Genomic DNA, 18,729 nt, shown 5'->3' with positions numbered 1-18,729 from the left:
GGGGGCCGCGTCGCGTCCCGGTCAGGCGCGGAGGTCGGCCGCGGCGAGGCGGCGCAGCCCCTCCTCGACGACCTCGGGCTCCTTGCAGAACGCCCAGCGGACCAGCTGGTCGCCGGCGGGGCCGTCGTGGAAGACCTGGTGCGGGATCGCGACCACGCCGGCCCGCTCGGGCAGGGCCAGGCAGAAGGCCAGCCCGTCGGCCCAGCCCAGGGCGCCGATGTCGGTGGTCGCGAAGTAGGTGCCCTGCGGCACCCGGACCTCGAGCCCCACCTCCGTGAGCCCGGCGCACAGCCGGTCGCGCCGCTCGCGCAGCGCGGCGGCCAGCTGCCGGGGGAAGTCGGGTGCCTCGTCGAGGGCGTGCGCGACGGCGGGCTGCAGCGGCGAGCCCGAGGTGAAGGTCAGCCACTGCTTGGCGGCCAGCACCGCCTGGACCAGCTCGCGTGGCCCGCTCGCCCAGCCGACCTTCCACCCGGTGAAGGAGTACGACTTCCCGGCGCTCGACAGGGTCAGGGTCCGTTCGGCCATGCCGGGCAGGGTCGAGATCGGGACGTGCTCGGCGCCGTACGTGAGGTGCTCGTAGACCTCGTCGGTGATGACCACCAGGTCGCGCTCGACGGCCAGGTCGGCGACCGCCTGCAGCTCGGCCCGGGTCAGCACGGTGCCGGTCGGGTTGTGCGGGCTGTTGAGCAGCACGAACCGGGTCCGGTCGGTGACCGCGGCCCGCAGCTCGTCGGGGTCGAGCCGGAAGTCGGGGGCCCGCAGGGTGACGGGACGTCGTACGCCGCCGGCCATCTGGATCATCGCGACGTAGGAGTCGTAGTAGGGCTCCAGCACGACGATCTCGTCGCCCGGGTCGACCAGCCCCAGCAGCGCCGCGGCGATCCCCTCGGTCGCGCCCGTGGTCACCACCACCTCGGTGTCCGGATCCAGCTCGACCCCGTAGTGCCGGCGCTGGTGCCGCGCCACCGCGCGCCGCAGCGCCGGCACCCCGAGCCCCGGCGCGTACTGGTTCTGCCCGCCCTCGAGGGCCCGCACCGCCTCCGCGATCACCGCCGGCGGCCCGTCCTCGTCCGGGAACCCCTGCCCCAGGTTGACCGACCCCGTCCGCACCGCCAGCGCCGACATCTCCGAGAAGATCGTCGGCGCGATCCCGTGCAGGCGCTGGGCCAGTCGCTCCTGAGGCATGCGAGCGAGCGTACGCATCCCGGTGGTCGAGCAGGTCGCGCCGGCGACCGTGTCGAAACCCCCGGACCCGGGCGCCGCCGTCGGCCTGCGGGGGTTTCGACACGCTCACCCGCTGGCGCGGCTTCGCTGCTCAACCACCGGTGCTGCCGGTGGTTGAGCAGGTCGCGCAGCGACCGTGTCGAAACCCCTGCACCCGAGAGGTGGCCTTGATCGGGGTCGAGGGTCGGCAAGGCTGCTCAACCACCGGCTGGTGGCGGCGGCTGCCGGTGGTCGAGCAGGTCGCGCCGGCGACCGTGTCGAAACCCCCGCACCCGGGCGCCGTCGTCGGGCTGCGGGGCTTCGCTGCTCACCCCTCGCGGGCGTGCGCGATGATGGGGGCGTGACGACCGTGGACACCGACCTCGCCGCCGACATCGACGCCTGCTGCCGGCTGACCGGCACCTTCACGCTCCGCTCGGGGCAGGTGGCGTCCGAGTACTTCGACAAGTACCTCTTCGAGGCCGACCCCGCGCTGCTGTCGCGGGTCGCGCGGGAGATGGTGCAGCTGCTGCCGGCCGACACCGAGCTGCTCGGGGGGCTGGAGCTGGGCGGCGTGCCGATCGCGACGATGGTCAGCTACCTGACGGGTCACCCGGCGCTCTTCGTGCGCAAGCAGGCCAAGGAGTACGGCACCTGCAAGCTCGCCGAGGGCCCCGACGTCGCCGGCAAGCGGGTCACCCTGATCGAGGACGTGATCACCACCGGGGGCGCCGTACGCGACGCCACGCGGGCGCTGCGCGAGGCCGGGGCCGTCGTGGAGGTCGTGGTCTGCGCGATCGACCGCAGCCCGGGCGACGAGAACCCGCTCGCCGACGTCGGCCTCGAGATCCGCGCGGTCCTCACCAAGGCCGAGCTCGACGCCGCCCGCGCGGACGCGACCGGCTGAGGTTGGTGCCTGCCCCTACGGTCTGGGGCATGTACGCCGCGGCCGCCGAGGATCCCGACGACCTGACCGGGGTGGCTGGCTGGGCCGTCGACGTGATGGAGGGGCTGGGCGGTCCGGGCGCCGGGCTGCTCATCGCGCTGGAGAACCTCTTCCCGCCGCTGCCGAGCGAGATCATCCTGCCGCTCGCGGGGTTCGCGGCCAGCCGCGGCAGCTTCTCGCTGACCGGCGCGATCCTGTGGACGACGGCCGGGTCGGTCGTGGGCGCGCTGGTGCTCTACCTGCTGGGTCGCTCCCTCGGCCGCGACCGGGTGCTGGCGATCTGGCTGCGCCTGCCGCTGGTCGAGCAGCACGACTTCGAGCGCACCGAGGCCTGGTTCGGCCGGCACGGACGCAAGGCGGTGTTCTTCGGGCGGATGCTCCCGCTCTTCCGCAGCCTGATCTCGATCCCGGCGGGGGTCGACCGGATGCCGGTCGGGCAGTTCCTGCTGCTGACCACGGTCGGCAGCGCGATCTGGAACACGACGTTCGTGCTGGCCGGCTACCTGCTCGGCCACGAGTGGCACCGGGTCGAGCCCGTCGTCGGGTGGCTGCAGTGGGTGGTGATCGCCGCGGTGGTGCTGTTCGTCGGCCGGTGGCTGGTCAAACGCCTGCGGCAGCGCCGTACGGCGTAGGGCGTCAGCTCGCCTGGGTGTTGTCGAAGCCCGCGATGTCGAGGTCGGGGCGGCCGTCACCGTCGTTGTCGTCGCCCCGGTGCCCGGAGGTACGGCGGTGCCGCACCCACTCGATCGCGAACGGGACGATCGTGAACGCGAGGATCGCGATCGTGACGTAGTCGATGTTCTCGCCGAGCCACGGGAACGCGGCGCCGAGGAAGTAGCCGAGCAGCGTGATGCTGACGACCCACAGCAGCGCGCCGATGGCGCTCCAGGCGAAGAACCGGCGCCGGTCCATGAGCGTGATGCCCGCGACGACGGTGATGTAGGTCCGCACGAACGGCACGAACCGGCCGCCGACGAGCGCCATCGACCCGTGCTTCTCGAAGAAGGCCGAGGTCTGGTCGAGGTACTTCTTCTTCAGGAACCGGCCGTCGCGCTCGTAGAGCGGTGGCCCGATCCGGCGGCCGATCTCGTAGCCGGCCACGTTGCCGAGGAAGGCGGCGAGCACCAGCATCAGCACCGCGAGCACCAGTTCCACGCCCTCGTGGTGGATGCCGAAGAGGTAGATCTGGCCGCCGGCGATGAACAGGCCGAGGGCGAAGAGCAGCGTGTCGCCCGGCAGGAACGGGAAGAACAGCCCGCACTCGACGAACACGATGGCCAGGCTGATCCAGATGAAGTAGCTGCCGTACTCGTGCTGCAGCCACTCGGGGTCGAGCCACTTGATCCCGAGCAGCAGCGGAGTCAGGACCAGGCCGGAGATCACGGTCCTACGGTACCTGTGCGTGCACCGTGAGGAGAGCCGTCTTTAGTCTCTGGGACATGGGTCACGAACGGGAATACGACGCGGGTTCCGCGAATCAGCGGGCGCCGTACGACCCGATGCCGCACGGCCCGGCCGAGGTCGGCGTCGGGCCCTGGCCGGGGGAGTGGCCCACCGGCGAGCAGTACGACGAGCAGCTGCTCGCCGAGGGGGATCGGCGCAACGTCGTCGACCGCTACCGCTACTGGCGGCTCGAGGCGATCGTGGCCGACCTGGACACCCGCCGGCACGGTTTCCACGTGGCCATCGAGAACTGGCAGCACGACTTCAACATCGGGACCATCGTGCGGTCCGCGAACGCGTTCCTCGCCGCGGAGGTGCACATCGTCGGCAACCGCCGGTGGAACCGGCGCGGGGCGATGGTGACCGACCGCTACCAGCACGTCCGGCACCACCCGACGGTCGCGGACCTGGCGTCGTACCTGGCCTCGTGCCACGACGGCGCCGGGGTCGCCCTGTGGGGCGTGGACAACCTGCCGGGCTCGCTGCACCTGGAGACCACCGAGGTGCCGGAGCGGGTCTGCTTCCTCTTCGGGCAGGAGGGGCCGGGGCTGTCGGAGACGGCTCGGGAGGCCTGCGACGCGACCTTCTCGATCGCCCAGTTCGGCTCGACCCGCTCGATCAACGCCTCCGCCGCCGGCGCGATCGCCATGCACGCGTGGATCCGGCGCCACGCCGACCTCGGTGAGGGGTCGGCGTGGCGGGGGTGAGCTACTTCCGGGTCCTCGCGAGGCAGACCAAGGCGTACGTGTTCCGCTTCGTCGTCGACCGGGAGCCCCACAGCCACCGGTTCCCGTCGATGCGACGCGAGCAGACGCGCACCGCAGCCCGCTCCAGGCGCGCCTCCAGGACGTCACCCTTCCCGCGGGCCTTCGCGGAGAAGGAGTGGGTCACCCGCCAGGCGTGCCTCTTGGTGCAGACGGTCGTGAGGTAGCGCTTGGTCGCGCACCGGGCGATCGAGTCGTCGGGGCGCGCCGTGGCCTTGGCCGGCCCGCCCTCGGGCAGCGGCTGGAGACTGGTGCTGAGGGCGAGTGAGATCGAGCAGCTGACCCACCGAGCACCGTTCTTCCGCTGCGTCTTGGTCGGCCCCAGCCAGATCCCCTGGAGGACCGTGCGGTAGGAGCGGTGGTCGTCGAGGTCGTAGTAGGTGAGCCAGAACGGGTCGCAGATCCGCTTCACGGCTCGGCGGAACTTGGCGGACTCGTCGTACCGGACCGAGGCCGGCAGCGTGCCCACCGCGCCCACGAGAAGCGTGTGTCGCGTGCTGCAGTCGACAGGCTTCTCGCGCGTCGACGACCCCCAGGCCTGCTCCTTGGTCAGGTCGTAGCAGTCGCCGACCGCAGGAGCGCCGTACAGCGGGTCCGGCTCGGCGGCCGTGGCCGGGGCCGTGCCGGTGACGAGCGAGCCGACGAGGGCGAGGCCGAGGAGCGCGGTGACCGCGCGGAACGGCCTCACTTCTTCGTCTTCTTCAGGCAGATGAGGATCACCTTGCTGGAGCTGTAGCGGTGGTAGTCCCAACGACCGGTGCTGCCGACCTTGCGGGAGCAGATCCGCGGACCCCGGACGCCGAGCTTCTTGTCGACCGCCTTGTCGCTGCCCCTGGCCTTGACGTAGGCCGCGGTGGTGGCGCGGTAGGCGTGCTTCTCGGCGCAGGTCACATAGGTGCGGTCGGTGGCGCACTTGGCGACCGAGGCCGCCGGCTTCCGCTTCAGCTTCGGCAGGGTCGTGGGCAGGTCGTTGAGACCCTGGGTGTCGGCGACGCCGAGGTGGCACGACACCCAGCGCGCGCCCGCGTCCTGCTGGGCGGCGGTGGGGACGAAGAGGAACGTCGAGTAGAGCGTCAGTGCGTAGTGCAGGGGGCTCTTGCCGACGGCCTTCCGACGGGCGGCGGTGCACGGCGCGGCCGCGACGACCGCGTCGAAGTCGGTCAGGTCGACGGAGTCCGGGAGGACGGCGACCGCGGTGGTCGCCAGGGTGTGGTCGGCCGAGCAGGCGACGGCCGCCTCGGTGATCGTCGCCGCCTCGGACTGCTTCATCGTGATGTCGTGGCAGGAGTCGACCGCGGGAGCGCCGTACAGCGGGTCCGCGGCGGACGCCGGGGCGACGCCGGCCGCGAGCGAGCCGGCGAGGGTGAGGCCGAGGAGCGCGGCGACCGCGCGGAGCGGCCTCACTTCTTCGTCTTCTTGAAGCAGGTGAGGACGACCTTGCTGGGGGTGTGGCGGTAGTAGGCGTAGAAGCCGGTGCGGCCCGCGCGCTTCGCGCAGATCCGCGGGCCCTCCGCGCCCAAGCGCTTCTCGACCGCCTTGTCGCTGCCCTTGGCCTTGACGTAGACCGCCGAGGTGGCGCGGTAGGTGTGCTTCTCGGCGCAGGTGACGTAGTCACGCTTGGTGGCGCACTTGGCCACCGACTTGGCCGGCTTCTTCGTCAGCTTCGGCAGCTTCGCCGGCAGGTCGTTGAGGCCCTTGGTGTCCCAGACGCCCAGGTGGCAGCTGTACCAGCGGGCGCCGGCCCCCTGCTGGGCGGCGGTGGGCAGGAAGGCGAACGAGGAGTAGAGGGTGAGCGAGCGCAGCAGCGGGTTCAGACCGATCGCCCGACGGCTCGCCGCGGTGCAGTCGATGTCGAGGTCGTCGGACGACAGGTCGGCGTTCGCGGGCAGCGCGACGACGGCCGTGGTGAGCAGGGTGTGGTCGGCGGTGCACGCGACGACGGGCGTCGTGAGCGTCTCGGCCTCGGCCTGCTTGATGGTCGCGTCGTGGCACGAGCCGACGGCGGGCGCGCCGGTCAGCGGGTCGGCCGTCTGCGCGGAGGACGGGGCAGCGACGGCGAGGCCGGCCAGCACGAGGCCGGCGGCCATCGGCAGGCCGAGGAGGCGGGCCAGGGTGGGCGTGGTGGTACGCACGGGATGCTCCGGGGGGTGTCGTGGGATAGGCGGGCGACACCGTATGTCTCCCAGGACCCGCTCCGGAGCGGAATGCGGGAACTCGCTCAGTCCAGCGCGACCACGGCGAGCAGCGGCCGGTGGTCGGACCGGTAGCCGCCGAGCGCCTTCTGCCGCACGAAGGTGGCCGGGCCGCCACGCTTGAGCATCACGTAGTCGATGTAGCGACCGCTCTCGGGATTGGTCGGGGGTACGCCGCGGATGCCGAGCGAGGAGAACGAGGAGACCGCCACCGGGGTCAGCACGTCGTGGACGAAGCCACGGGGCTTCTTGATCCGGTCGGCGACGTGGTCGAAGTTCAGGTCGCCGGTGACCACGGTGTAGCGCGCGGCGGAGTCCTGGACCATCGCGCGCAGGGTGCGCAGGTGCTTCCGGGCCTGACGGGTGTTGTGGTTGCGGTAGGGGACCCCGGGCCGACCGGAGTAGTAGGCCTCGGTGCGGTGGTTCACGTGGGTGTTGAGCACCCGCAGCTCGGCGCCCGAGCGCTTCTCCCGGAACAGGGCGCGGGTCGTGTAGCGCGCCGGGAAGCGGTAGTCCCAGCGGCCCGGTCGCCGGGTGACCCCGTCGATGCCGGGGTGCATGTGCGCGACCCTGGCCCGTCGGAGGTCGAGGTGCCGGGTCCGCCAGGCGATCGCGACCTCACGGCTGTTGGTCCGGCGGTCGGACATCCAGAACCGCCAGCCCCGTGGCAGGCCGCGCAGCACCCCGCGCAGACCGTCCGACTCCTGGAAGCCGATGACGTCGACGTGCCGGTTCGCGGTCAGCCGCCGCAGGTCGGCACGCAGCTCGCGGTCGCTGAGCTTGCGGTAGACGTTGAACGAGACGACCCCGAGCGTGCCGTGCCGGGCGTCGCCGTCGGACTGCTGGGCGCCGGTGCCGCGCCGGACGGCCCGGGTCGGTTCGATGGTCGTCCGCTCGTACTCGTCGCGCCGGTCGGCGGCCGCGGTGGCGCTCGGCGTCGGGGCGAGCAGTGCCCCCAGGAGGGCGGTGGTCAGGATCAGCAGGCGGTACGCCGGGGGTCGGTCCACGGGGTGTCCTCGGGTGGGTCGGCCAGGGGAAGGACGGCCGGTACCCCGTCGGCGGTCCGGCTCACGTCCCCCGTCGTACGTCGTCGAGCAGCCGGCGGTGCACCAGCTCGAGCAGCACCTCGCGGGCCGGCAGGTCCGCCACGAGGTAGGCGCGGCCCAGCAGCCCGGTCGGGGCGAAGGAGACCCGCTGCACCAGCAGGCTGCGCCCGTCGGCGAGTCCGGCGACCAGGCTCTCGAGCCGGACCTCGCCCGGCGCGCGGACCTCCGCGCGCAGCACCAGCCGCCGCGCGGCGTGGTCGGCCTCCTCGACCAGCCAGAAGCCGGCCCGATCCCCGGTCGACAGCACCGGTGTCCCCGGGGGGCGCCAGGGCCGGCCGGCCCCGCCGAGGACCCGGTCGAGGGCTCCGCGGGCCACGAAGGGGGCGGCGTCGACGTACCACTGGGGGCGGTCGTGGCCGTTGGCGACGACGCGCCACACGTCGTTCGCGGACACCTCCAGCTCGGAGGACCGTGACGTGCCCGACAGCCCAGGACGACGACGCATGCTCCGAGCCTAGGACTAGGGTGAGCAGCGATCGCCGTCGTCGCCCGAGGAGCCTGCTGATGCCCATCGCCACCCCCGAGAAGTACGCCGAGATGCTGGACGCCGCGAAGGGCAACGCCTACGCGTTCCCGGCGATCAACGTCTCCTCGTCGCAGACCCTCAACGCCGCCATCAAGGGCTTCGCCGACGCCGGCTCCGACGGCATCATCCAGGTCTCCACGGGTGGGGCCGAGTACTTCTCCGGCCAGGGCGTCAAGAGCATGGTCACCGGCTCCGCGGCGTTCGCCGCGTTCGCGGCCGAGGTCGCGAAGGCGTACCCGGTGAACATCGCGCTGCACACCGACCACTGCCCGAAGGACAAGCTCGACGACTTCGTCCGGCCGCTGCTCGACATCTCGATCGAGCGCGTCCAGCGCGGTGAGGCGCCGCTGTTCCAGTCGCACATGTGGGACGGCTCGGCCGTGCCGCTCGACGAGAACCTGGTCATCGCCGCCGAGCTCCTCGAGAAGAGCATCGCCGCCAAGATCATCCTCGAGATCGAGGTGGGCGTCGTCGGTGGCGAGGAGGACGGCGTCGAGCACGCCATCAACGACAAGCTCTACTCCACGACCGAGGACGCGATCGCGACGGCCAAGGCCCTCGGGTACGGCGACCGCGGTTACTACATGACCGCGCTGACCTTCGGCAACGTGCACGGCGTCTACAAGCCGGGCGGCGTCAAGCTGCGCCCGGAGGTGCTGAAGGAGGCCCAGGAGGCGGTCGTCGGCGAGTTCGGCCTGGAGCCGGGCAGCAAGCCGTTCCACCTCGTCTTCCACGGCGGCTCGGGCTCCTCGCCCGATGAGATCGCCGCGGCCGTCGACTACGGCGTCGTGAAGATGAACGTCGACACCGACACCCAGTACGCCTTCACCCGCCCGATCGCCGGCCACATGCTCAGCAACTACGACGGCGTGCTGAAGGTCGACGGCGAGGTCGGCAACAAGAAGGCCTACGACCCGCGCGCGTGGGGCAAGGCCGGCGAGAACGGCATGTCGGCCCGGGTCGTCGAGGCCTGCGAGAACCTGCGCTCGGCCGGCAAGAGCCTGCGCTGAGCACCGCCTGACTCGGCGGACTACTCGGCCGCGGCGGCCGGTGCGGGGGCCGCGGCCCCGAAGCCGGCGTGGCCGGGGCGCTCGAAGAAGAGCACCGCGACCAGGCCGATGACCAGCACCGCGGCGGGCAGCAGCGTCGAGGCCGCCATCGCGTCGGCGAACCCGTCGAGCGCGGCCTGAGGCAGTCCGCCGGTCGCGCTCTCGGCCGCGCCGGAGAACGACGGCAGCCCCTCCGCGGCCAGCCGCGCGTCGATCAGGACGGCGATCGCCGCGGAGCCGAGCACGGCCCCGACCTGGCGGGTGGCGTTGTAGACCCCCGAGCCCGCACCGGCCTGCTGGAGCGGGAGGTTGCGGGTGGCCGTGGCGGAGTTGGGCGCCCAGACGCAGGCGTTGCCGACGCCGAAGACCACCATCGGCGGCACCAGCCACAGCGTCGCCGCGCCGGACGCCATCACCGCGGCGATCCACGCCGTGGAGCCGACGAGCAGCGTGAACCCGACGCCCGTGATCGACCGCGGGTGGACCCGGTCGGTGAGCCCGCCGACCGGCTTGGCCAGCGCGATGGTCATCACGGCCATCGGGACCAGCAGCAGCGCCGCGCGGGTCGGGCTCAGCCCGCGGACCACCTGGGCCCAGAGCATCAGCGGGATGGCCATGCTGGTGATCGCGAAGCCCATCACCGAGATGGCGACGTTGGCCAACGAGAAGTTGCGGTCGCGGAAGAGGCCGAGCGGCACCAGTGGCTCTCGGGTGTTGCGGGCCTGCCAGGTGACGAACGCGCCGAGCACCACGACGCCGCCGACGATCATCGCGATCACCGTGCTGCTCCAGTCGAGCGAGTGGCCCTCCTGGATGCCGAAGACCAGCAGGAACATGCCGACGCCGCTGAGCGCGACGCCCAGCCAGTCGAAGCGGTGCCGGTTGGTCGGCAGCGTCGGGACCAGCCTCCAGGCCAGCGCGAAGCCGATGATCCCGACCGGGACGTTGATGAAGAAGATCCACTCCCAGCCGAGGCCGTCGACCAGCACCCCGCCCAGGATCGGGCCGACCAGCGTGGCGACGCCCGCGGTCGCGCCCCACAGCGACATCGCCTTGCCGCGGCGCTGGGCCGGGAAGATGCGGGTGATGATCGCCATCGTCTGCGGCGTGATCATCGAGGCTCCCAGGCCCTGCACCACCCGGGCCACGATCAGCCCCTCGATCGACTGGGTGAGCCCGCACCACAGCGACGCGAGCGTGAAGACGGTCAGCCCGACCAGGTAGAGCCGCTTGGGCCCGAACCGGTCGCCGAGCCGCCCGGTGATCAGCACCGGCACGGCGTACGCCAGGAGGTAGGCGCTGGTCACCCACACCACCGAGTTCACGTCGGCGTCGAGGTCGGCGATGATCGCCGGCGTCGCGACGGAGACGATGGTCGAGTCGACGAGGATCATGAAGAAGCCGAGGCACAGCGCGAACAGTGCCGGCCAGGGGTCCTTCTCCTCCGTGGCGGGCGTCGTGGCGGGAGCGGGGTGGGTCACGGTCCTACTGAACACCACACCGTGGACACTGGGGCCATGAGCCACGTCGATCTGATGGCCGGACCTCCGCCCACCCACCTGCCCGTCGACCCCGCGAGCGCGGAGCTGACCGGCTCCGTCGAGCCCGTGGACGTCGTACGACGTCACCCCGAGTCGCCGCTCGCCTGGGCGACCCTCGCCGCCAAGGCCGCCGACGAGGGCCTCGACCCGGTGACCGTCTACGCCTACGCGCGGGTCGGCTACCACCGCAGCCTCGACCTGCTGCGCCGCAACGGCTGGAAGGGCCACGGCCCGGTCCCGTGGGAGCACGAGCCCAACCGCGGCTTCCTCAGCGCCCTGGCCCTGCTCGCCCTCTCCGCCAAGGCGATCGGGGAGACCGCCGAGTGGGAGCGCTGCTCGGAGTTCCTCCGCGACTCGAGCCCCACCGCGTACGACGAGCTGCTCGGCGGCGCCTGAGCGCCCAGCCCGCCATGTAACGCGACGTTCGCCGCACTAGATACGCGCTGCAGCGCGTACCGAGTGCGGCGAACGTCGCGTTACAGCTGCGGCGCCCGCAGCAGCGACCGGACCCGCTCCGAGCCCAGCGCGAGGAACAGCGTGGGCAGCCGCGGGCCGCGGTCGGCGTCGACCAGGAGGTTGTAGAGCAGCTTGAAGAAGGCCTTCTGGTCGGCCTTGACCTGGTCCGTCGGGGCGTCGTCGAGACCGAGCCCGCGGGCCAGCTTGGGCACGCCGTAGATCAGCGCGGTCAGCTCGTCGGGGGAGGGCGCGTCGGGAAGCCGGTCGAGCAGCTGGGCCAGCCAGCGCTCCTCGTCCTCGTCGAGCGCAGCCAGCCGCTCGAGGTCCGGCGAGGTCCGGACGGTCGTGCGCTCGGACTCGGGCACGAACTCGGTGGCCCAGGTCGCCGCCTTGACCAGCCGCGGCTCGAGGTCGCGGATCGAGTCGTGCGGGTGGCCGACCTCCCCGACGATCCGGCTGACCTGGTCGAGGTTGCCGGCGGTCACGTCGGCCACCGACGACAGCAGCCGGAACGGGACGACGACGCGCGGTGTCGGCAGCACGCCCGCCGCGGCCGTCGACGACGCCCGCTCGAAGGCGAGCACGGTCGCGTCGCGCTTGTCGGGGTTCGCGGCCTTGCGGCCGAGCGCGTCCCACTCGTCGTACAGGCGCACGACCTCGGCGCCGAAGTCGATGTCGAAGGCCTGCTTGGGCTGCCGGCGCGCGTAGAGCCAGCGCAGGATCGGCGCCTCCAGGATCTGCAGCGCGTCAGAAGCGGTCGGCACGCCGCCCGAGGACGAGGACATCTTCTGCATGCCGGCGAAGCCCACGAACGCATAGGCGACGTACGACGGCGCCCGGAAGTCGAAGACCCGCTTCACCAGCTCCTTGCCGACCGTGTACGACGACCCTGGCGTGGAGTGGTCGAGCCCGCCGGGCTCGAAGTCGACGCCCTCGTAGGCCCAGCGCATCGGCCAGTCGACCTTCCACACCAGCTTGCCCTCGTGCTGGGTCGCGACGTTGGTGACGCCGGCGAACCCGCACGACGAGCAGGTGTAGGACAGGTCGGTCGTCTCGTCGTCCCAGGCCGTGACCTCGACGGTGTCGCGGCCGCACTCGCGGCAGTAGGGCTTGTAGGGGAAGCGGGCCAGGGAGCCGCTGCCGGTCGCCTCGTCGGCGTCGGCGTCGGCGACCGAGTCGGCGAGCGCCTCGGCCTCCTGGGCGTTCTCGGGCTCCGGGTCGGCCTTCTTGGTGCGGTGCTTGGCCAGCACGTCCTCGATGACGTCGCGGTGCCGGATCGCGTGCAGGACCTGCTCGGTGTAGGCGCCGGCGCGGTACTGCTCGGTCTGCGAGATCTCCAGCATCTCCACGCCGAGCTCGGCGAGCGCCTCGCGCAGGGGGGCCTTGAAGTGCTCGGCCCAGGACTCGTGGCACGCCCACGGATCCGGTACGGCGGACAGCGGCCGCCCGATGTGCTCGCTCCAGGACGGGTCGACGCCGGCGGGCACCTTGCGGAACCGGTCGTAGTCGTCCCAGCTGTGCAGGTGGCGTACGGCGATGCCGCGGCGCCCGATCTCCTCGGCCACCAGGTGCGGCGTCAGGAACTCGCGCAGGTTGCCGAGGTGGATCGGCCCGGACGGGCTCGCGCCGGACGCGCAGGTGATGACCCGATCGGCGTCGCCGCCGCTCTCGCCGGCGTGCCGCACGGTGTCGTCGGCGGCGCGGGTCACCCAGTCGGTGGGCTCGCCCTGGTTGCTGCCTCGTGCCATGCCGCGAACGCTCCTGCTCGGTGGATGTCGGTCCGACCGGCCAGCGTAGTCGCCGCGGGGAAGGACGCCGGAACCGTCCCCTGTGGCGGTTCCGGCGCCCTTGCGGGACGTCGGTCGTCCGAGTGCATCCCACCGGGTGCGCCCGGTCGTCCGGCGCGCCGCCTCCCCCGAGACGGGCAGCGGACCGGCCGACGTCTGCCGATCATGACATTGACCGGTCCGTGCCACCTGGCTATGAACGGCCGCTGGCCCTAAGTTGCCACCATGGCCCGTCAGTCGGCAGAGTCCCTGCTCACCGCCCTGGGGTTCGCGAAGCCCGTCGACCGTCTCTACCACCGCGTCCTCGGCCAGAGCGGCCGCGAGCTGGTCTCGGTGGCCGCGACCCTGCACGTCGAGCTCGAGGACCTGATGGGCGAGCTCGCGCCCCTCCTCGAGCACGGCATCGCCCGGATCGAGGACTCACGGCTGTTCGTCGCCGGCCCGGTGGAGGCGGTGGGCCAGATGCTCACCGAGACCGCGGCCTCGGCCGCCCGCGCGCACGCTCAGCTCGACGCGGTCGCGGCGGCGATCCCGTTCCTGACCGCCCCGGCGGCCAAACCGGCCCCGGGCGAGGTGCTCGACGTCGTACCCCTGGACGGGGAGGTGAGCTCCGGCGGCCAGCCGGTGGAGCTGCTGTCCGCGCTGATCGGGGCCAGCAAGGGCGACCTGCTGTGGCTGCGCCCCGAGCAGTTCCAGCGTCCGCGGGAGGAGGCGATGGCGGCCGTGGTCGCCGCCTGCGTCGCGGAGGGGCGCCAGTCGCGGGCCATCTATCCCGTCCGGGCGCTGACCGAGGCCCGCGAGACCCTGGTGCTGCGGGCCGAGGCGGGCGAGCAGGTGCGGGTGCTGCCCGACCTGCCGACGCGGCTGTTCATCATCGGGACGACGCACGCGATCATGCCGGAGCCGCTCGGCTTCGGCGACGAGCCGCGGACCCTGACCCGCCAGCGCGGGCTGGTCGAGGCGCTCACCCTCTGGTTCGAGGCGCTGTGGGACCGTGCCGTGCCCGTCACGGGGCTCGACGGCCCCGAGACCCGCCCCGACCTGCGGCACTTCCTGCTGCAGCAGCTCGCCACCGGCGCCCAGGACGAGCAGATCGCCCGCCGCCTCGGCGTCAGCCTCCGGACCGTACGGCGCCGCGTCGCCGACATCCTGGCCGAGCTCGGTGCCGACAGCCGGTTCCAGGCGGGCGTCGAGGCGACCCGGCGCGGCTGGCTCTGACGCGCTGCCGCTGGTGGAGATGCGAAGGAAGCCACTGGTTGAGGTGCGAAGCCGCGCTAGCGGGTGAGCCTCGAAACCCGGTGAGCCGAGAGTCGGCATCGGCTGAGGCCGACTCTCGGCAAGACGGGTTTCGAGGCTCGGGCCTGGCGGCCCTCGCACCTCAACCAGCGGAGAAGCGGAGGTCAGGTCGGGACGATGAGCGAGTACGCCGCCGGCTCGACCCGCCAGGTGCGGGCGCGCTCGGGGCCGTAGATCTCGCCGTCCGCGCTGCACCAGAACTCCTCGCCGCGCACCGACACCGTGGAGCCGCGCAGTGCGATCACGTCGTCACGCGTCGCGTGCCGGCCGCGGACCAGCTGGGCGACGTACCCGAGGCGGGCCAGGGGACCGACCGAGCGGGAGATCATCACGTCGACCCGGCCGTCACCCGGATCGGCGCCGGGCGTGAGCACCGTGCCCCCGCCGACGGAGGAGCCGTTGCCGACGGCGACCATCAGGACGGGCTGGTCGAAGTCGCAGACGACCTCGCCGTCGACCTCGATGCGGACCCGGATGAACGGCGGCTGGACCGCCGCGAGCGCGGCTCCGATCGGGTAGCCCAGCTTGCCGAGGTTGGCCTTGCCGACCCCGACCGCGTGCAGCCGCGTCTTCCAGCGCGCTCCACGGCGACTGGCCTGCGCCCCGGCGCCGGCGTGCACGCTGTTGACCACGATCTCGCCGAGCTCGTCCACGATCAGGTCCATCGGCGCGACCCGGCCCTCCAGGACGACGTGGGCGGCGTCCTCGACGTCGAGCGGGATGCCGTTGCCGCGGGCGAAGTCGTTGCCGGTGCCGAGCGGGAGCAGGCCCAGGACGCTGCCGGCCAGGTCGTGGCGCCGGTAGAGCGCCTTGACGACCGCGTGGATGCTGCCGTCCCCGCCCGCCACGACGATGCGCCGCGAGCCGGCCCGGGTCAGCGCGCCGTCGAGCTCGCCGGGGTTGGCGGTGCCGACCACCTCGACCGAGGCGTGCTCGCGCAGCACGGCCAGGGCTCGTCCGAGGCTCTCCTCGTCCGAGGTCCCGGCGTCGCTGTTGGTGATGACGAGGAGGGGGTCCACGCGGCGAACCTATCCCGCGGCCATGAGGGCCGGAGGGCGTTCTTTGGTAGCGTGAGGTCGCAAGAGCTCCGGTGCACTTGTGCCGGGGCCTTTTTTATTTGTGACGAGGAGAGCAGATGCCCGCCATCGCCATCATCGGTGCCCAGTGGGGCGACGAGGGGAAGGGCAAGGCGACCGACCTGCTCGGCAGCCGCGTCGACCACGTCGTGAAGTTCAACGGCGGCAACAACGCGGGCCACACGGTCGTGATCGGCGACGAGAAGTACGCCCTGCACCTGCTGCCCAGTGGCATCCTCAGCCCCAACGTCACCCCGGTGATCGGCAACGGCGTGGTGGTCGACCTGGAGGTCCTCTTCCAGGAGATCGACGCCCTGGAGGCCCGCGGGCTCGACACCAGCCGGCTGAAGGTCAGCGCGAACGCCCACGTCATCGCCAGCTACAACCGGGCCCTCGACAAGGTCACCGAGCGCTTCCTCGGCAGCCGCCGCCTGGGCACCACCGGCCGCGGCATCGGTCCGACGTACGCCGACAAGATGAACCGGGTCGGCATCCGGATCCAGGACATCTTCGACGAGAAGATCCTGCGCCAGAAGGTCGAGGCGGTCCTCGAGCACAAGAACCAGGTGCTCTCCAAGATCTACAACCGCCGGGCCGCCACGGTCGACGCCGTCGTCGAGGAGCTCCTCGAGTACGCCGACCGGCTGGCCCCGATGGTCTGCGACACCGGCCTGCTGCTCAACCAGGCCCTCGACCGTGACGAGGTCGTGCTGCTGGAGGCCGGCCAGGCCACCCTGCTCGACGTCGACCACGGCACCTACCCGTTCGTGACCTCGTCGTCGGCCACCGCCGGCGGTGCCTGCACCGGCTCCGGCATCCCGCCGATGCGCATCGACCAGGTCATCGCCATCGTGAAGGCCTACACGACCCGCGTCGGCGAGGGCCCGTTCCCGACCGAGCTCTTCGACGATCACGGCGAGCACCTCCGCAAGGTCGGCGCCGAGTACGGCACCACCACCGGACGTCCCCGCCGCTGCGGTTGGTACGACGCCGTCATCGCCCGCTACGCCGCCCGCGTCAACGGCGTCACCGACTTCGTGCTCACCAAGCTCGACGTGCTCACCGGTCTCGACCAGGTCCCGGTCTGCGTCGCGTACGACGTCAACGGGGTCCGCCACGACGAGATGCCGGTCAACCAGACCGACTTCCACCACGCCGTGCCGGTCTACGAGTACTTCCCCGGCTGGTGGGAGGACATCAGCGAGGCGCGCACCTTCGAGGACCTCCCGCAGAACGCCCAGGACTACGTGCTGGCCGTCGAGAAGATGTCGGGCGCGCGGATCTCGGTGATCGGCGTCGGTCCGTCGCGGGCCGCTACGATCGTGCGGCACGAGCTGATCTGATCAACCACCGGGGGCGGGGGTGAGGCCCGCGACCTGGCGGGCCGTGGCCCGGAAGGTGTCGGCGACGCTGTCGCCGTCGAGGTAGCCGCCGACCAGCATCGCGTCGCGCAGCAGCACCAGCGCGGCGGTGACCTGCGCGGGGTCGCCCACGCCGGCGGCGGTGGTCAGCTCGGTCAGGGCCTGCCGGAACCAGTCGCGGTGGCCTCGTACGACGGCGCGCACCGGGCTCGCGGGGTCCGGGAACTCGGCGCTGGCGTTGATGAACGGGCAGCCGCGGGTGTGCAGCCGGGTCGCGTCCTGGGCGATGCCCTCGATGACGGCGGCGAGCAGCTCGGAGGGTGAGCCACCGGCGGCCTCGGCGTCGGCGACGAACTGCTTGACGGTGGCGTCCTCCAGCTCGAGGTACGCCGTCACCAGCGCCTCCTTGCCGGGGAAGTGGCGATACATCGTGGCCCGGGTGACCCCGGCCTCGGCGAGCACGCGGTCGACCCCGACGCCGTTGATGCCCTCGCGGTAGAAGAGCGACGCCGCCGTGCGGAGCAGTCGCGCGCGCGGCTCGGAGGGGCGCCGGGTCGCGGTGCTGCCGGGGTGGGTGGGGGGCACGCCGGCCAGCGTAGGTCGCACCCCCTCAGGGGTTCTGGCGCGGAACTTCGGTGCCGCCGACGAGTGGGGCGGTCGGCCCGCGGCGGCGACGCCGTTAGGCTGTCGCGTCGTGAAGACGCTCGTGATCGGCACCGGTGGCCGCGAACACGCCCTTGCCCGTGCCCTGGCGCGGGACCCGGGCGTCACCGAGGTGCACGCCGCACCCGGCAACCCGGGCATCGCCGCTGTCGCCACCCTCCACGACGTCGACCCGATGGACGGTGAGGCGGTGGCCGCCCTCGCCCTCGACCTCGGTGTCGACCTGGTCGTCGTCGGCCCGGAGGCGCCGCTCGTCGCCGGGGTCGCCGACGCGGTCACCACCCGGGGCATCCCCGTCTTCGGCCCCTCGGCCTCGGCCGCCCGGCTGGAGGGCTCCAAGGCGTTCGCCAAGGACGTGATGGCCGCCGCCGGCGTCCCGACCGCCGCGGCCCGCTCCTGCACCACCGCCGAGCAGGTGGCCGCCGCCCTCGACGAGTACGGCGCGCCGTACGTCGTGAAGGACGACGGCCTCGCCGCCGGCAAGGGGGTCGTGGTCACCACCGACCGCCAGGAGGCGCTCGACCACGCGGCCCAGTGCGAGCGGGTGCTCATCGAGGAGTACCTCGACGGCCCCGAGGTCTCGCTGTTCGCCATCACCGACGGCCGCACGGTCTACCCGCTGCAGCCGGCGCAGGACTTCAAGCGGATCTTCGACGGTGACGCCGGCCCGAACACCGGCGGCATGGGCGCCTACACGCCGCTGCCGTGGGCGCCGCCCGGCCTGGTCCAGGAGGTCCTGGCGACCGTCCTGCAGCCCACCGTCGACGAGATGGCCCGCCGCGGTGCCCCGTTCGCCGGCCTCCTGTACGCCGGCCTCGCGCTCACCTCCCGTGGCGTCCGCGTCGTCGAGTTCAACGCCCGCTTCGGCGATCCCGAGACCCAGCCGCTGCTCGCGCTGCTCGACAGCCCGCTCAGCCCGCTGCTCCTCGGCGCTGCGACCGGGACCCTCGCCGAGGTTCCGCCGCCGGTCTGGAGGGCCGGCTCCGCCGTCGGCGTGGTGATGGCCAGCAAGGGCTACCCCGAGAGCGCCAGCAAGGGCGACGCCATCATCGGGGTCGACTCCGCCGAGGCGCTCGCCGGCGTGCACGTCATCCAGGCCGGGACCGCCGTGGTCGACGGCCAGCTGGTCACCGCCGGCGGCCGGGTCCTGGCCGTGGTCGGCACGGGTGCCGATGTCGCCGCCGCCCGCGACGCGGCCTACGCCGGGGTCGCCCGGATCGACTTCCCCGGCGCCCAGCACCGCACGGACATCGCCGGGTCGGTCTAGCCCTCGGCGGTTGGTCGTCCATCGTCGGGTCACGAGGTCTCGAGACGGTCGCT

General features: G+C 72.5%; 19 protein-coding genes. 8 read left to right on the top strand and 11 right to left on the bottom strand.

Features of this window, described 5'->3' with window-relative positions:
* Positions 1 to 21: 21 nt before the first annotated feature.
* Positions 22 to 1,185, bottom strand: a complete 1,164-nt coding sequence (locus tag V7S47_RS13240) for a pyridoxal phosphate-dependent aminotransferase (RefSeq protein WP_336561982.1) — start codon at positions 1,183 to 1,185, stop codon at positions 22 to 24.
* 379 nt (positions 1,186 to 1,564) lie between these two features.
* On the opposite strand from V7S47_RS13240, the gene pyrE reads away from it, so the two are divergent.
* Positions 1,565 to 2,110: an orotate phosphoribosyltransferase gene (gene pyrE / locus V7S47_RS13235; protein WP_336561981.1), complete on the top strand. Its 546-nt coding sequence runs from the start codon at positions 1,565 to 1,567 to the stop codon at positions 2,108 to 2,110.
* Between the two features lie 29 nt (positions 2,111 to 2,139).
* Positions 2,140 to 2,781: a DedA family protein gene (locus V7S47_RS13230; RefSeq protein ID WP_336561980.1), complete on the top strand. Its 642-nt coding sequence runs from the start codon at positions 2,140 to 2,142 to the stop codon at positions 2,779 to 2,781.
* 4 nt (positions 2,782 to 2,785) lie between these two features.
* Here the strand turns inward: V7S47_RS13230 and V7S47_RS13225 are convergent, their stop codons facing one another.
* On the bottom strand, positions 2,786 to 3,532 hold the full coding sequence (locus tag V7S47_RS13225) for a DedA family protein (RefSeq protein WP_336561979.1): 747 nt from the start codon (positions 3,530 to 3,532) through the stop codon (positions 2,786 to 2,788).
* A 116-nt stretch (positions 3,533 to 3,648) separates the two neighbouring features.
* On the opposite strand from V7S47_RS13225, the gene V7S47_RS13220 reads away from it, so the two are divergent.
* Positions 3,649 to 4,299, top strand: a complete 651-nt coding sequence (locus tag V7S47_RS13220) for a TrmH family RNA methyltransferase (RefSeq protein ID WP_336562210.1) — start codon at positions 3,649 to 3,651, stop codon at positions 4,297 to 4,299.
* Position 4,300: 1 nt separating this feature from the next.
* Here the strand turns inward: V7S47_RS13220 and V7S47_RS13215 are convergent, their stop codons facing one another.
* From V7S47_RS13215 to V7S47_RS13195, 5 genes are all read right to left on the bottom strand, one after another.
* The gene (locus V7S47_RS13215) at positions 4,301 to 5,044 is read right to left on the bottom strand and encodes a septum formation family protein (protein ID WP_336561978.1); all 744 of its coding nucleotides are present in this window, start codon (positions 5,042 to 5,044) and stop codon (positions 4,301 to 4,303) included.
* The gene (locus tag V7S47_RS13210) at positions 5,041 to 5,760 is read right to left on the bottom strand and encodes a hypothetical protein (RefSeq protein WP_336561977.1); all 720 of its coding nucleotides are present in this window, start codon (positions 5,758 to 5,760) and stop codon (positions 5,041 to 5,043) included. Before V7S47_RS13210 ends, V7S47_RS13215 begins: the two co-directional genes overlap by 4 nt.
* Positions 5,757 to 6,488 (bottom strand): hypothetical protein, encoded by a 732-nt coding sequence (locus V7S47_RS13205; RefSeq protein ID WP_336561976.1) that lies wholly within the window; start codon positions 6,486 to 6,488, stop codon positions 5,757 to 5,759. The genes V7S47_RS13210 and V7S47_RS13205 overlap by 4 nt, the downstream gene beginning before the upstream one ends.
* 86 nt (positions 6,489 to 6,574) lie before the next feature.
* Positions 6,575 to 7,555 (bottom strand): endonuclease/exonuclease/phosphatase family protein, encoded by a 981-nt coding sequence (locus V7S47_RS13200; RefSeq protein WP_336561975.1) that lies wholly within the window; start codon positions 7,553 to 7,555, stop codon positions 6,575 to 6,577.
* A 61-nt stretch (positions 7,556 to 7,616) separates the two neighbouring features.
* Positions 7,617 to 8,099 (bottom strand): DUF2867 domain-containing protein, encoded by a 483-nt coding sequence (locus V7S47_RS13195; protein WP_336561974.1) that lies wholly within the window; start codon positions 8,097 to 8,099, stop codon positions 7,617 to 7,619.
* A gap of 59 nt (positions 8,100 to 8,158) precedes the next feature.
* On the opposite strand from V7S47_RS13195, the gene fbaA reads away from it, so the two are divergent.
* Complete coding sequence (gene fbaA, locus V7S47_RS13190; RefSeq protein WP_336561973.1) at positions 8,159 to 9,190, top strand: class II fructose-bisphosphate aldolase; 1,032 nt, start codon at positions 8,159 to 8,161, stop codon at positions 9,188 to 9,190.
* Positions 9,191 to 9,210: 20 nt separating this feature from the next.
* Here fbaA and V7S47_RS13185 read toward each other — a convergent pair whose 3' ends face one another.
* Positions 9,211 to 10,710, bottom strand: a complete 1,500-nt coding sequence (locus V7S47_RS13185) for a DHA2 family efflux MFS transporter permease subunit (RefSeq protein ID WP_336561972.1) — start codon at positions 10,708 to 10,710, stop codon at positions 9,211 to 9,213.
* A gap of 36 nt (positions 10,711 to 10,746) precedes the next feature.
* Here V7S47_RS13185 and V7S47_RS13180 point away from each other — a divergent pair, with 36 nt between their 5' ends.
* Entirely contained in the window at positions 10,747 to 11,166 is a 420-nt protein-coding gene (locus tag V7S47_RS13180; RefSeq protein WP_336561971.1) for a DUF3151 domain-containing protein, read from the top strand.
* Positions 11,167 to 11,246: 80 nt separating this feature from the next.
* On the opposite strand, the gene lysS is transcribed toward V7S47_RS13180, so the two are convergent.
* Positions 11,247 to 12,974 carry a lysine--tRNA ligase gene (gene lysS, locus V7S47_RS13175; RefSeq protein ID WP_336561970.1) on the bottom strand — a complete coding sequence of 576 codons (1,728 nt, stop codon included), beginning with the start codon at positions 12,972 to 12,974 and terminating at the stop codon, positions 11,247 to 11,249.
* 264 nt (positions 12,975 to 13,238) lie between these two features.
* Between lysS and V7S47_RS13170 the strand changes: the two genes are divergently transcribed.
* Positions 13,239 to 14,231 (top strand): helix-turn-helix transcriptional regulator, encoded by a 993-nt coding sequence (locus tag V7S47_RS13170; protein WP_336561969.1) that lies wholly within the window; start codon positions 13,239 to 13,241, stop codon positions 14,229 to 14,231.
* 182 nt (positions 14,232 to 14,413) lie between these two features.
* Here the strand turns inward: V7S47_RS13170 and V7S47_RS13165 are convergent, their stop codons facing one another.
* Positions 14,414 to 15,328 carry a diacylglycerol/lipid kinase family protein gene (locus V7S47_RS13165; protein WP_336561968.1) on the bottom strand — a complete coding sequence of 305 codons (915 nt, stop codon included), beginning with the start codon at positions 15,326 to 15,328 and terminating at the stop codon, positions 14,414 to 14,416.
* A gap of 116 nt (positions 15,329 to 15,444) precedes the next feature.
* Here V7S47_RS13165 and V7S47_RS13160 point away from each other — a divergent pair, with 116 nt between their 5' ends.
* On the top strand, positions 15,445 to 16,728 hold the full coding sequence (locus V7S47_RS13160; protein WP_090859902.1) for an adenylosuccinate synthase: 1,284 nt from the start codon (positions 15,445 to 15,447) through the stop codon (positions 16,726 to 16,728).
* Here the strand turns inward: V7S47_RS13160 and V7S47_RS13155 are convergent, their stop codons facing one another.
* Positions 16,729 to 17,331: a TetR/AcrR family transcriptional regulator gene (locus V7S47_RS13155; protein ID WP_336561967.1), complete on the bottom strand. Its 603-nt coding sequence runs from the start codon at positions 17,329 to 17,331 to the stop codon at positions 16,729 to 16,731.
* A 109-nt stretch (positions 17,332 to 17,440) separates the two neighbouring features.
* Here V7S47_RS13155 and purD point away from each other — a divergent pair, with 109 nt between their 5' ends.
* Positions 17,441 to 18,676 (top strand): phosphoribosylamine--glycine ligase, encoded by a 1,236-nt coding sequence (gene purD / locus V7S47_RS13150; RefSeq protein WP_336561966.1) that lies wholly within the window; start codon positions 17,441 to 17,443, stop codon positions 18,674 to 18,676.
* Positions 18,677 to 18,729: the final 53 nt, after the last annotated feature.

This window comes from Nocardioides sp. CCNWLW216, assembly GCF_037120545.1.
Lineage (GTDB): Bacteria > Actinomycetota > Actinomycetes > Propionibacteriales > Nocardioidaceae > Nocardioides > Nocardioides lianchengensis.
Note: the sequence above shows the minus strand (reverse complement) of the source record. Positions and strands in the feature narration are given on the sequence as shown.

Coding starts and splice junctions, on each gene's coding strand:
- fbaA (WP_336561973.1), top strand. CDS start 8,159: ATGCCCATCGCCACCCCCGAGAAGTACGCCGAGATGCTGGACGCCGCG.
- V7S47_RS13170 (WP_336561969.1), top strand. CDS start 13,239: ATGGCCCGTCAGTCGGCAGAGTCCCTGCTCACCGCCCTGGGGTTCGCG.
- V7S47_RS13180 (WP_336561971.1), top strand. CDS start 10,747: ATGAGCCACGTCGATCTGATGGCCGGACCTCCGCCCACCCACCTGCCC.
- lysS (WP_336561970.1), bottom strand. CDS start 12,974: ATGGCACGAGGCAGCAACCAGGGCGAGCCCACCGACTGGGTGACCCGC.
- V7S47_RS13240 (WP_336561982.1), bottom strand. CDS start 1,185: ATGCCTCAGGAGCGACTGGCCCAGCGCCTGCACGGGATCGCGCCGACG.
- V7S47_RS13195 (WP_336561974.1), bottom strand. CDS start 8,099: ATGCGTCGTCGTCCTGGGCTGTCGGGCACGTCACGGTCCTCCGAGCTG.
- V7S47_RS13220 (WP_336562210.1), top strand. CDS start 3,649: ATGCCGCACGGCCCGGCCGAGGTCGGCGTCGGGCCCTGGCCGGGGGAG.
- V7S47_RS13160 (WP_090859902.1), top strand. CDS start 15,445: ATGCCCGCCATCGCCATCATCGGTGCCCAGTGGGGCGACGAGGGGAAG.
- V7S47_RS13230 (WP_336561980.1), top strand. CDS start 2,140: ATGTACGCCGCGGCCGCCGAGGATCCCGACGACCTGACCGGGGTGGCT.